Below are 12,091 nucleotides of genomic sequence, written 5' to 3' on the forward strand. Positions count from 1 at the left end.
TCCACCGTCAGATCACCCGCAAAACGCCGGTCACCAGAAGCGTCGGGCACATACTTCACACAGACAACGATCCTCAAGCTCACGCCGGCTCTCCTCCTTGCAGTGGCCATTTCCGTGGTGTCCCCGTGCCCGAGGGGCCGGGGGCTGCCTTGTCAGGCAGCATAAGTGCCCGCAGGCGGGGTTTCCGGTCGAGTGACCGGCGCTTCCGACGAAGGATTACTCGCCGGTACGCTTCTCTCAACCTACCCACTGAGCAAGCGCTTGGAACTGTGACGTTGCCAACGCTGCGTAACCGGAACGACGCGCGCACCCGGGCCGAACCGCCGGCCGGGTCAGTCGCGCAGACCGCCGAACCGCCCCTGACAGTGGACGAGCGGCCGCCCGGGCCCCGTGGAGTCGCCCTCGACGACCTCGGCGATGACGAGGTGGTGGTCGCCGGCGGGGATCCGGGAGACCACCCGGCCCACCATCCAGGCGAGGACCCCGTCCAGCACCGGAACGCCTTCCGTGCCGCCGCGCCAGCGCGTGGGCGGGGCGAACCGGTCGACCCCCCTGGTGGCGAATCGGGCGGCCAGGTCCCCCTGGTGCTCGCCGAGTATGTGCACACCGACGTGCTCCGTACGGGCGATGACCTGCCAGCTGAAGGAGGCCGTGCCGACGCCGAACGAGATCAGCGGCGGCTCGGCCGCCACCGAGGCGAGCGAGGTGGCCGTGAAGCCGACGGGCACCTGCCCCCGCGCCGTGATCACCGCGACCCCGGCGGCGTGCCGGCGGAAGACGGAACGGAGCAGTTCGGGAGAGGCGGGTCGCCGGGGGTGCAGTTCGGGCGGAGCCGTCATGGAGGAAAAGCCTGCCCAGGGAGAGTTCTTGATCTTCGGACGCAGCGCCAGGGTGGCGATGGTTGGCGCATGCAGTCAAGTACGGTGGGAAAGGTGCGACACGGCTCACGGTCCGTCACCCTCCACGGGGGTCCGGCGGAGGGTCCCACGGGCCCGCACATCCGGCCGTGTCTCCCCATTCGGCGGGTGCCGGTCATGACGTGACAAGAATCTCGCCCCCCGGGGCCGCCAGGACTGGTCAGGGCGCCGCGCATGGGGCACGATCTGCGCAGTGCCGAAAACCTACGGCTGCGTAACTTCTACCGGGAGAACCCTCCCCGGGCACGACAGAAGGGTCCTCCCCAGATGGCAGAGCTCGTCTATCGGCCGGTCATCGGCGCCGCGCTCACGATGTTCAAGGCGCTGGACCTGAAGATCGACACACAGGGGGCGCAGAACATCCCCCGTTCGGGCGGTGCGGTGCTGGTCAGCAACCACATCAGCTATCTGGACTTCATCTTCACCGGCCTCGCGGCCCTCCCCCAGAAGCGTCTGGTGCGCTTCATGGCGAAGGAGTCGGTCTTCCGGCACAAGGTGTCGGGTCCGCTGATGCGCGGGATGAAGCACATCCCGGTGGACCGCACCCAGGGCGAGTCCGCCTATCAGCACGCGCTGGACTCGCTGCGGTCCGGTGAGATCATCGGTGTCTTCCCCGAGGCGACCATCTCGCAGTCGTTCACGCTGAAGTCGTTCAAGTCCGGTGCCGCGCGCCTCGCGCAGGAGGCCGGTGTGCCGCTGATCCCGATGGCGCTGTGGGGTACCCAGCGGGTGTGGACCAAGGGCCGGCCGCGCAACTTCAGGCGCAGCCACTTCCCGGTGACGATCCGGGTGGGTGAGCCGGTCGAGGCGCCCACCGACCAGTACGCGGGGGCGATCACCCGTCGGCTGCGGGAGCGGGTGCAGGAGCTGCTGGAGGCCGCTCAGCGCGCCTATCCCGTACGCCCCAAGGACGCGTCCGACACCTGGTGGGTGCCCGCGCACCTCGGGGGTACGGCTCCGACACCGGCCGAGGTCCGCGAGGCCCACTGACCCACGGCGGCGCCCGCCACGGGCCCGCGCCGGAGTCCGCCGCGCAGTCGGCCCCGTCCCCTAGGGCGTTTGGACGGTGATCCGGGCGCCGGGGCTGAGCTTCTCCAGCGACTCGGCCAGTTCGGCTCCCGCCGCCTCCAGTTCACCGGAGGTCATCGGGTCGAGCGCCTCCAGCAGGAAGATCGCGTTCACGGAGTCCTCGGTGAGCCGGGTACGCGGGCCCTGCCGCCAGTTCCAGCGCCGGCAGGTGACACCCTCGTCGTCCCGCCACACGACCTCCCCGGCGTCGGGGTGCTCGGTCTTCTCCTCGCCCGCCGAGACGGTGGCGAACGGCTCGTCACCCGTCGCCCGTACGAGGCGCATCCCGCCCTTGACGCGGTCGAGGTCCTCGCCGCCGACGGGGATCAGACGGGCCACACTGATCGCGTTGTAGGCGTCGACGAGGGCGTTGATCCGGGGCAGCCCGCCGTCCGCGAGCGCCCTCTTCGCCAGCGCCTCGGCGGAGTTGCGCGTACGGGAGGGCTTGGCGCCGAACGCCGTGTAGATCTCGCGCCAGGCGGCCATGTGCGGGTCCTCGTGCGGCGCCCGTCCGCCCAGGCGTTCGGCGAGCCGGCGGGCCGCGTCGTCGAGGAGGGCCGAACTGTCGTCGGTGCTGGGGCCGTTGACCAGTCCGTACGCCTCGACGGTGAGATGGGTGAAGCCAGGAGCGAGAGCCTTGACCTCGTCGGAGACGGTGAGCGTGAGCGCCATGCCGGAAGTGCCTCACAGTTCGGTGGGAAGATGCGTCCAGAGGGCCTCCCGGTCGTCCGCGCCCTGCAGAGCGCTGAGCACCCGGGGATGCGGTGCAGCATACAGGACCGAGTAGTCCACTTCGTTGCACTCCGGTCGCACGGCGAACGCAAGCCGCTCCTCGTCCAGCGAGAACTGCGCGTCGACATCCGGCCGATTACCGCGAGGATCCTGCCGCGCCCAGACCGAGCGGCCGGGGAGCCTGAGGGCGATCAGCCCGTGGACGACGCCCAGGTTCTGGTAGCACAGGGCGGTCGGGATGCCTTCCGCACGCAGCAGCGCGGCCAGCGCGTGGGACTTGGCGTAGCAGATCCCGGTGCGCAGGCGCAGCACGTCCGAAGCACGCCAGGTGACGCGCGGATCCCCCGCGTCCCCGGAGTGGGAAATGGCGTCCCGGACGTAGAGGAATGCCGACTCGGCGTATACGTATGCATCCTTGCCGTGGCCGCGGAGACCGGCCGCGGTCTCCCGTACCAGCGGGTGCTCATGGTCGATGACCTCGTCCGCGGCGAGGTACGCGGACAACTCCGGGGTCTGCTGCTTCAGCTCCATGCACGACGACCCTAGACATGCGACCGACCGGAGTCAATGACTTTCCGATCGACCACATACATATGCATCCACTACCGCTCCGCGGCCATTTCCTCCTTCAGCGCCTGGACGAAGGAGTCGACGTCGTCCTCGGTGGTGTCGAAGGAGCACATCCAGCGGACGTCGCCGGCCGCCTCGTCCCAGAAGTAGAAGCGGAAGCGCCGCTGGAGCCGGACGCTCACCTCGTGCGGGAGCCGGGCGAAGACGGCGTTGGCCTGGACGGGGTGGAGGATCTCCACCCCGTCGACCTGCCGGACACCGTCGGCGAGCCGCCGGGCCATGGCGTTGGAGTGGCGGGCGTTGCGCAGCCACAGATCGCGCGCGAGCAGGGCCTCCAGCTGTACGGAGACGAACCGCATCTTGGACGCGAGCTGCATCGACAGCTTGCGCAGATGCTTCATATGGCTCACGGCGTCCGGGTTGAGGACGACGACCGCCTCGCCGAAGAGCATGCCGTTCTTGGTGCCGCCGAAGGTGATCACATCGACGCCGACGGCATTGGTGAACGTCCGCATGGGGACGTCCAGCGACGCCGCCGCGTTGGATATCCGGGCCCCGTCGAGATGGACCTTCATCCCGCGCTCATGCGCGTGGTCGACGATCGCGCGGATCTCGGCGGGGGTGTAGACCGTGCCCAGTTCGGTGTTCTGGGTGATCGACACGACCTGAGGCATCGCCCGGTGCTCGTCCTCCCATCCCCAGGCCTGCCGGTCGATCAGCTCGGGGGTGAGCTTTCCGTCCGGCGTCGGCACGGTCAGGAGCTTCAGCCCGCCCATCCGCTCGGGCGCCCCGCCCTCGTCGACGTTGATGTGCGCGGTCTCGGCGCAGATCACCGCGCCCCAGCGGTCGGTGAGCGCCTGGAGGGCGGTGACATTGGCACCGGTGCCGTTGAAGACCGGGAACGCCTCGGCCGTCGGCCCGAAGTGGCTGTGCATCACGCGCTGGAGGTGCTCGGTGTACTCGTCCTCGCCGTAGGCGACCTGGTGGCCGCCGTTGGCGAGGGCGAGGGCCGCGAGGACCTCGGGGTGCGCGCCCGCGTAGTTGTCGCTGGCGAAGCCCCGTACTCCGGGGTCGTGATGGCGCCGGGCCGCGGTGGGGGCGTTCTTCATGGTCGGGGAGTCAGCCACAGGCGCTGTCCATTCGCTTCCCTGGCGGGCCGGTCCCAGACACCGGCGATGGCGTCGGCCAGTTCCGTGACGTCCGTGAAGCCCGCGAACTTCGCGTTCGGGCGCTCGGCGCGCATGGCGTCGTGCACCAGAGCCTTCACCACCAGGATCGCAGCCGCGGCCCGGGGGCCGTCCTCGCCCCCCTGCTTGCGGAAGGCGTCGGCGAGCGCGAGGGTCCATGCCTCGGCCGCGGCCTTGGAGGCGGCGTAGGCGGCGTTACCCGCGGTGGGCTTGCCGGCGCCCGCGGCGCTGATCAGCACATAGCGTCCGCGGTCGCTGCGCAGCAGCGCGTCGTGGAAGGCGAGCGAGGTGTGCTGCACGGTGCGGATGAGCAGCCGCTCCAGGTAGTCCCAGTCGGAGATCTTCGTCTCGGCGAAGGTCGCGCCGCCGCGCCAGCCGCCGACGAGATGGACCAGTCCGTCGATCCGGCCGAACTCCTTCTCGGTCTTGTCCGCCCACTCCCGGGTGGCGCCGAGATCGAGCAGGTCGACGGTGTCGCCGGTGACGGTCGCCCCTCCGTGGGCGTAGCGGGCGGCGTCGACGGCCGAGGCCAGGCGCTCGGGGTCGGAGTCCGAGCCGACGACGGTCGCTCCGGCCTCCGCGAGCCGCAGCAGTGCCGCGCGCCCGGCCGGGCCCGCCGCCCCGGCGACCGCGACCACGGCTCCCTCCAGCGGACCGTTGGAGTTCTTCATGGTGGTCGCCTCCTTGGTACGGATGGTCACGCGACGGCCCCTGAAGCGGCGCCCGCGGCCACCTGGTCCGACGCCCTGATCCCCTTGGTCGAGGCGATCACGTTCTTCAGCTTCTTGGAGAGGGCCTCATAGAACATGCTGAGCGGAAACTCGTCGGGAAGCACGTCGTCGACGAGTTTCCGGGGCGGCTGGGTCAGGTCGAGGGCGTCGGGGCCCTTCGCCCAGCGGGAGCCGGGGTGCGGCGCCAGATAGGTGGAGACCAGATCGTACGCGGCGAACCAGTGCACGAGCTTGGGGCGGTCGATGCCGTCGCGGTACAGCTTCTCGATCTCGGCGCAGAGCTGGTTGGTGACCTGCGGCGCGCGCTCCCAGTCGATCTTCAGGGTGTTGTCGGTCCAGCGCACCACGTCGTGCTGGTGGAGGTAGGCGAAGAGCAGCTGGCCGCCGAGTCCGTCGTAGTTGCGGACGCGCTCGCCGGTGACCGGGAAGCGGAACATGCGGTCGAAGAGCACCGCGTACTGCACGTCGCGGCCCTGGGGGAAGCCGTCGGCCTCCAGGCGCACAGCCTCCTTGAACGCGGTCAGATCGCACCGCAGCTCCTCCAGGCCGTACATCCAGAACGGCTGGCGCTGCTTGATCATGAAGGGGTCGAAGGGCAGGTCGCCGTGGCTGTGGGTGCGGTCGTGGATCATGTCCCAGAGGACGAACGCCTCCTGGCAGCGCTCCTGGTCGCCGACCATCGCGCGGATGTCGTCGGGCAGCTCCAGACCGAGGACGCCCACGGCCTCGGTGGTCACGGCGCGGAAGCGGGCGGCCTCGCGGTCGCAGAAGATGCCGCCCCAGGTGAAGCGCTCGGGGGCCTCGCGCACGGCGATGGTCTCGGGGAAGAGGACGGCCGAGTTGGTGTCGTATCCCGAGGTGAAGTCCTCGAAGGTGATGCCGCAGAACAGGGGGTTGTCGTAGCGGGTGCGCTCCAGCTCCGCGAGCCAGTCGGGCCACACCATGCGCAGGGCGACGGCCTCCAGATTGCGGTCCGGGTTGCCGTTCTGCGTGTACATGGGGAAGACGACAAGATGCTGGAGGCCGTCGGCCCGCCCGGCGGCGGGCTGGAAGGCGAGCAGGGAGTCCAGGAAGTCGGGGACGCCGAAGGCGCCGTCGGCCCAGGTGCGCAGGTCCGCCACGAGCGCGCGGTGGTACGCGGCGTCGTGCGGCACCAGCGGGGAGAGCTCCTCGACGGCGTCGATCACGCGGTCGAGCGTGGCTTCGGCGGCGGCCCGGGTGGGTGCGCCGTCCGCGTCGAAGTCGATCGATCCGTCCTTGGACTGCCAGGGACGGATCTCCTCGACGGCATTCTTGAGCCTCGGCCAGGCCGGGTGCTCAACCACCCGGTCGGCGGTGGATATGGCTGCGTGAGCAGCTTCCTGCACAAGAATTTCCGTCATGTCACTTCCTCCACGGGAGAACCTCGCGTCAAGACACCGTATCCATGGGGCGTTCCTCCGGACAAGTGGACCTTGTGCAAATTATCCTGCACCACCCCCGTGATCGCCGGAAGGTTTACGGCATCCGGGCGCACCCGCAAGGGCATCCCCCGATCGGAGCACCACCCTCCCCTTCCCTCCGGTGCCCGCTCCGGACGCCGCCACACACCCCGGCCCGTGCGGCCGTCAACCCCGGTCGGCGACACGCCCACAGCCGGGTGAAACGGAGGCGGGAGGGGATCGCGGACAGGAGGTGCGAAGCCGGGGAGCCGACTACTCCACTCCGACGCGCGCGACCGGTTCCCTCCGCGGACCGGGCCATTAGGCTGCCTCCTTGCCGGGCGGCGTCGTCAGGCCACGCCGCGCGGGAGCCGCTGTCGACGGAAGCGAGAGAATCTTGACTTTCCTCACCATCGGTCATCGCGGGGTCATGGGCGTCGAGCCGGAGAACACCCTGCGCTCCTTCATCCGGGCCGAGCGCTGCGGTATGGACGCCATCGAACTGGATCTGCATCTGAGCAAGGACGGCGCACTGGTCGTCATGCACGACGCCGACGTGGACCGCACGACCGACGGAACGGGTCCCGTCGCCGAGAAGACACTCGCCGAGCTGCGGGCGCTGAACGCGGGCGCCGGTGAGCGCGTCCCGGTCTTCGAGGAGGTCCTCGACGCCGTGGACGCCCCTCTCCAGGCCGAGATCAAGGACGTCGCCGCCGCCCGGGCGCTCGCCGAGGTGATGCGCCGCCGCGATCTGGTCCACCGGGTCACGGTGTCGTCGTTCCACGACGAGGCGGTCGCGGAGATCTCCGCACTCGTCCCCGGTGTACGGACCGTGCTCATCGCCAGCCGCTGGGGCGGCGACATCGTGGACCGCGCCAAGGCCGTGGGCGCGAACACACTCGCGCTGAACATCCGCCGGCTGACCCTGGAGACCACCGAGCACGCGCACGCCGAGGGTCTGCGGGTGATCGGCTGGCTGGTGAACACGCAGGAGCATCTGCGTCTGGTGCGCGCCCTCGAACTCGACGGCGCGACCACGGACTTCCCCGAGATCAGGCGCACGGGCCGCTTCACCGCCTGACCGTTCACCGCCCGGCCGTTCGCCCGCCGGCCCTCCGGCTGCCCGGCAGCCCTGGCTGTTCCGTCCCGGGCGGCGTCCGGCCGGCTCAGGTACAGCGCTCCCCGGGCACCGGCCCGGCACCCGCCGTCAGGACACGTCCTTCACGAGCAGTTCGAAGGCGAGGTCGTCCCGCAGTGGAATGCCGACGCGCTCGTCGCCGTACGGGAAGGGGGTCAGCTTTCCCGTACGGCGGTAGCCGCGCCTCTCGTACCAGGCGATCAGCTCGTCCCGTACCGAAATCACCGTCATGTGCATCTCGCGCACGCCCCACGCCCCGCGCGCCAGACACTCCGCCTCAGCGATGACCAGCCGCCCGAGCCCGCCGCCCTGGAGCCCCGGACGCACGGCGAACATGCCGAAGCAGGCCGCCTCACCCCGGTGTTCGAGCTGGAAGCAGGCGATCGTCTCCCCTTCGCGCTCTACCGCCACCAGCCGGCTGCCGGGTGTCTCGATGACCTCCAGGACACCCTCGGCGCCGATGCGCGAGCCGCCGATGAGATCGGCCTCGGTGGTCCATCCGGCCCGGCTGCTGTCACCCCGGTAGGCGGACTGGATCAGGGCGACCAGCCCCGGCACGTCGGCGCCGGTGGCGTCCCGGTAGGTGAGGGGGGCGGAGATCCGGGGCGGCGCGGTGTGGGTGTCGGTGTCGGCGTCCATCAGGGCGGCTCTCCGTTCTCGGGCGGGTCGGCGGGGCGTTCCCGGGCATGCGTGCGGCCCCGGACGCCCTGAAGACTACGTGTACGGGCCAGAAGGGCGGTCGGGGCTCCCGGGAGGCACCGCGGAGGCGGATCCGGGACTCCACCGGAAGCCACCGACGCCGCGGAGCCGGGGCCACTCCCCGTGGCCGCCCGGGCTTCCCTGTGCCGGCGCGGACCGCCGGGCGCCGGCGGACCGCCCCCCGGTGCTCCCCGTACACCTCCGTGCGCTCGCGTGTGCCCCCCGGCCGCCGGGCATCGATCCGGGGGCGGAGGGGACACCGCCGCGAGGGGGAGGTGCGCCGTGCACGGACCGGTGCTGTCCGGCTGGCTGCTCGTCGCGCTGTGCGCGGCGACCGGTGCGTACTGCCTGGTACGGGCCAGGGGCTGCGCGGGTGAGGCCCGCCGGACGGCGGGCGGCGAGGCCCTGATGGGGTTCGGGATGGCGGTGATGGCGGTCCCCGCGACCGTGGTCGTCTTCCCTCACTGGACCTGGACGGCGTACGCCGTGGTCTTCGGCGCCGCCGCGTTCGCCGCCCTGTGGGCGGCCCGCCGGGGCGGCCACCATCTGCACCATCTCGTCGGCTCGCTCGCGATGGTGTACATGGCCCTGGCCATGGCGCCCGGCGCCGGGCACGGCGGGCACACGGCGGCCGGGACACCCCTGCTGACCGGTGTGCTGCTCGGGTATCACGTGATGTACGTGCTGCGCTCGGGTGTCCGGCTGGTGCCCGTGCCGTCGGCGGCGGGGACACCGGGCGGAGCGTCCGCCGACCCGCTGCCGGGACTGGCCCCGGCCTGCAGGCTGGTGATGGGCCTGGCGATGGTGGCCATGCTGATCACCCTCTGATCCCCGCGCCGGGGGGCGGGCGCCGCGGACAGGAGGGACGGCGCGCGTTTCCGTGGCGTACATCACTTGAGGGCCAAGGTCATATCCGCAGGTGGGCCGACGCTTCTAGGCTGAAGCCATGCTGGTCTCCCTCGTGCTGCTGCTGCTCGGTGCACTGGCCGCTGTCGTGGCTCCGCGGCTCGTGCCGCGCGCCGACTGGTCGGAGCGCGAGCCGATCGTGGCCCTGTGGGTGTGGCAGTGCGTGGTGGCGGCGGTACTGCTGTCGTTCGCGCTCTCCATGACCTTCAGCGCGGCGGCGGCCTGGCAGCTCGTGCGGGGGCAGGTCTTCGCGCCCGCGCCGCAGGGAGTGGTCGACGCCTACGCCCTCGGTACGAACGGCCCCTGGGCCGGCGTCCTCGCCGTGGTCCTGGCCTGCGGCGGACTGTGGTCGGCGGCGATGCTGACCCATGAGATCCGTACCGCGCGGGCCCAGCGCAGAAGGCGCCGCCGGGACCTCCAGGTGCGGGCGCCGCTGCTGCCCGGCGAGTCGGCCGGCGGTGACCGGCTGGTGGTGCTGGAGGGCGAGCGCCCGCACGCCTGGTGGCTGCCCGGCGCGGCCCCCCAACTGGTCATCACCACGGCCGCGTTGCGCCGACTGAAGGGACGTCAGCTCGACGCCGTGCTGGCGCACGAGCAGGGGCACGCACGGGCCAGGCACGACTGGCTGCTGCACTGCTCCGCCGCGCTGGCCAACGGGTTCCCGCAGGTCCCGGTGTTCGCCGCCTTCCGCGACGAGATGCACCGGCTGGTGGAGCTGGCCGCCGACGACGTGGCCTCCAAGCGCTTCGGACGGCTGACGATCGCGCTGGCGCTCGTCGAACTCAACGAGGAGCGCGGGGTGTTCGGGCCCTGTCCGCCGCCGGACGCGCACCTTCCGCAGCGTGTCAACCGGCTGCTGTCGGCGGCCCCCCGGCTCACCCCGGTCCGCCGGCTGCGGCTGACGGCCGCCGCGGCGCTGGTGCCGGTCGTCCCGCTGCTGGTGGCGTTCGTGCCCGCGCTCCGCGCGCTGGGCTGACCCGGACCGGGCCGGTCCGCGCCCGGAGCCGGTCCGGGCCGGCCGGATTCGTTCGCCCCGGCGGTTCTCGGGTGCCGGGTTGGCGGTCTCCCCCGGCGGGCGGGGATGATCTCCCCCATGCACTCGCCCGGAACCACGCCCCCCACCGCACCCGTGCCTCATCAGCGACGCCCCCGGCCCGGCGCAGCCGCCCGCGCGGCCCTGGTCCTCGGGGTCCTCGGGGGCGTCCTGCTGGTCCTGGTGGCCGTCTCCTGGTCTCCGCTGATGTCCTTCGACCGTTCCGTGGCCCGGGCGCTGCACCGCCGGGCGGTCGAGGAGCCGGGGCTCGTCCACGTCAACCGCGTCCTCACCGACTGGGTGTGGGACCCCTGGACCATGCGGGCCCTGATCGCCGTCGTGGTCCTGTGGCTGTGGTCGCGCCGGGAGTGGCTGCTCGGGAGCTGGATCGCCGGGACGGTCGCGCTGGGCACCCTCGTACAGCAGGCGATGAAGGCCGCCGTGGGGCGGAAGCGGCCGAGCTGGCCGGACCCGGTCGACTCCGCCCACTACGCGGCCTTCCCCTCCGGGCACGCCATGACGGCCGTGATCGCCCTGGGTCTGCTGCTGTGGCTGCTGAGGCGGCGCAAAACCACCGGCCCGGTGTGGGGATGGAGCGTGGCCGTGGCCGCCGTGTCCGTCGCCGGGGTGGGGTACACCCGCCTGTACCTCGGGGTGCACTGGCCGACGGATGTGCTCGGCGGCTGGCTCTTCGGGGCCTGCTGGGTGGCTCTTTCCCTCGCCCTGTACCCCTGGGCCGAGCGGACCTGGAGCCGCCGGACCGGGAACGGCGGGGGCGCCCCGAAAGACCCGCGCGCCGGGGGACAATCGAAGGAGACAGGACAGGCGGAGGATCCGCCGTAGCGCCTGATCCACGGAATTCGGGTACCAGGCCGCCCGGACCGGACGATCCCCCGCGTCGCCCGGTCCGGGCAGCACCCCCGCCGGCGGGCCCTGGGGACCGCCGGGCGGGACGCGCTGAGTATATTGGCTGAGAGCCAGTCAACGCAGGAGTCCAGCATGTCCCCGCGGAGCGCATCGGTCAATGAAGAGCTGCGCCGGCGTTCGCGCGAGCGGCTGCTCCAGGCGACGGTGGATCTTGTCGGCGAGCGGGGGTACGAGACGACCACCCTGGCCGACATCGCGGACCGGGCGGGCTCGGCGCGGGGTCTGGTCTCGTACTACTTCCCGGGGAAGCGCCAGCTCCTTCAGTCGGCCGTGCACCGGCTGATGCACCGGACCCTCGCGGCGGCGCTGGAGCGCGAGCCGCGGACCGACGACGGACGGGAGCTGCTGGCGCGGGCGATCGACGCCGTCCTCGGACTCGCGGTCGACCATCCCGTCCTGATGCGGGCGCACATGTCCGGAGTGCTGCACGCCGACGGGCTCGTGCAGTGCCCGGACCAGCAGCGGCTGGCCGCCCTGCTGCGGGACACCCTGGAGCGCTATGGATCGCGGAAGGTCGACACGGACTATCCGCTGCTGCGGTCCCAGCTGATGGGCGCGGTCTTCTCGATCGTGCTGCCGGGCGCCTCGATGCAGCCGGAGCTCCTGCGCGCGGAGCTGTTCCAGCGCTACGGGCTGGACTGGGACCTCGGTGTGGGGGGGGGGGGGGGGGGGGGGGGGGGGCGCCCGCCCCCCCCCCCCCCCCCCCCCCCCCCGGGGGCGGGGGGGGGGGGGGGGGGGGGGGTGGGGGGGGGGGGGGGGGGG

At 71.8% G+C, this 12,091-nt stretch carries 13 protein-coding genes and 1 pseudogene; 6 read left to right on the forward strand and 8 right to left on the reverse strand.

Annotated features, from left to right (window positions below):
- Together ACFYT4_RS35420 and ACFYT4_RS35425 are read right to left on the reverse strand one after the other, a co-directional pair.
- Positions 1 to 83 (reverse strand): annotated as a pseudogene (locus ACFYT4_RS35420) (electron transfer flavoprotein subunit beta); the annotation flags it as partial.
- 249 nt (positions 84 to 332) lie between these two features.
- Positions 333 to 839 carry a flavin reductase family protein gene (locus tag ACFYT4_RS35425; RefSeq protein ID WP_389278806.1) on the reverse strand — a complete coding sequence of 169 codons (507 nt, stop codon included), beginning with the start codon at positions 837 to 839 and terminating at the stop codon, positions 333 to 335.
- A 345-nt stretch (positions 840 to 1,184) separates the two neighbouring features.
- Here ACFYT4_RS35425 and ACFYT4_RS35430 point away from each other — a divergent pair, with 345 nt between their 5' ends.
- Positions 1,185 to 1,907 (forward strand): lysophospholipid acyltransferase family protein, encoded by a 723-nt coding sequence (locus ACFYT4_RS35430; protein ID WP_389278809.1) that lies wholly within the window; start codon positions 1,185 to 1,187, stop codon positions 1,905 to 1,907.
- Between the two features lie 60 nt (positions 1,908 to 1,967).
- Here the strand turns inward: ACFYT4_RS35430 and ACFYT4_RS35435 are convergent, their stop codons facing one another.
- From ACFYT4_RS35435 to ACFYT4_RS35455, 5 genes are all read right to left on the reverse strand, one after another.
- Positions 1,968 to 2,657, reverse strand: coding sequence for a B3/4 domain-containing protein (locus ACFYT4_RS35435; protein WP_389278812.1), 690 nt, complete (start codon positions 2,655 to 2,657; stop codon positions 1,968 to 1,970).
- Positions 2,658 to 2,669: 12 nt separating this feature from the next.
- Entirely contained in the window at positions 2,670 to 3,248 is a 579-nt protein-coding gene (locus tag ACFYT4_RS35440) for a transglutaminase family protein (RefSeq protein WP_389278815.1), read from the reverse strand.
- Positions 3,249 to 3,319: 71 nt separating this feature from the next.
- On the reverse strand, positions 3,320 to 4,396 hold the full coding sequence (locus ACFYT4_RS35445) for a threonine aldolase family protein (RefSeq protein ID WP_389278836.1): 1,077 nt from the start codon (positions 4,394 to 4,396) through the stop codon (positions 3,320 to 3,322).
- Positions 4,393 to 5,145, reverse strand: a complete 753-nt coding sequence (locus tag ACFYT4_RS35450; protein WP_389278839.1) for an SDR family NAD(P)-dependent oxidoreductase — start codon at positions 5,143 to 5,145, stop codon at positions 4,393 to 4,395. The genes ACFYT4_RS35445 and ACFYT4_RS35450 overlap by 4 nt, the downstream gene beginning before the upstream one ends.
- Before the next feature lie 26 nt (positions 5,146 to 5,171).
- Entirely contained in the window at positions 5,172 to 6,587 is a 1,416-nt protein-coding gene (locus ACFYT4_RS35455; protein WP_389278817.1) for a DUF6421 family protein, read from the reverse strand.
- A gap of 436 nt (positions 6,588 to 7,023) precedes the next feature.
- Here ACFYT4_RS35455 and ACFYT4_RS35460 point away from each other — a divergent pair, with 436 nt between their 5' ends.
- A complete protein-coding gene (locus ACFYT4_RS35460) occupies positions 7,024 to 7,707 on the forward strand; it encodes a glycerophosphodiester phosphodiesterase (protein ID WP_389278820.1) in 684 nt (227 codons plus the stop codon).
- Between the two features lie 126 nt (positions 7,708 to 7,833).
- On the opposite strand, the gene ACFYT4_RS35465 is transcribed toward ACFYT4_RS35460, so the two are convergent.
- Positions 7,834 to 8,403, reverse strand: a complete 570-nt coding sequence (locus ACFYT4_RS35465) for a GNAT family N-acetyltransferase (protein ID WP_389278822.1) — start codon at positions 8,401 to 8,403, stop codon at positions 7,834 to 7,836.
- A 342-nt stretch (positions 8,404 to 8,745) separates the two neighbouring features.
- On the opposite strand from ACFYT4_RS35465, the gene ACFYT4_RS35470 reads away from it, so the two are divergent.
- The 4 genes from ACFYT4_RS35470 to ACFYT4_RS35485 form a co-directional block, all read left to right on the forward strand.
- Complete coding sequence (locus ACFYT4_RS35470; protein WP_389278825.1) at positions 8,746 to 9,291, forward strand: DUF5134 domain-containing protein; 546 nt, start codon at positions 8,746 to 8,748, stop codon at positions 9,289 to 9,291.
- Between the two features lie 118 nt (positions 9,292 to 9,409).
- Positions 9,410 to 10,345, forward strand: coding sequence for a M56 family metallopeptidase (locus ACFYT4_RS35475; RefSeq protein WP_389278828.1), 936 nt, complete (start codon positions 9,410 to 9,412; stop codon positions 10,343 to 10,345).
- 117 nt (positions 10,346 to 10,462) lie between these two features.
- Positions 10,463 to 11,245: a phosphatase PAP2 family protein gene (locus ACFYT4_RS35480; RefSeq protein WP_389278830.1), complete on the forward strand. Its 783-nt coding sequence runs from the start codon at positions 10,463 to 10,465 to the stop codon at positions 11,243 to 11,245.
- 156 nt (positions 11,246 to 11,401) lie between these two features.
- A partial coding sequence (locus tag ACFYT4_RS35485; protein WP_389278833.1) for a TetR/AcrR family transcriptional regulator occupies positions 11,402 to 12,091 on the forward strand: 690 nt, incomplete at its 3' end.

Origin of the sequence: Streptomyces sp. NPDC004609 (assembly GCF_042873655.1) — a bacterium.
Taxonomy (GTDB): domain Bacteria; phylum Actinomycetota; class Actinomycetes; order Streptomycetales; family Streptomycetaceae; genus Streptomyces.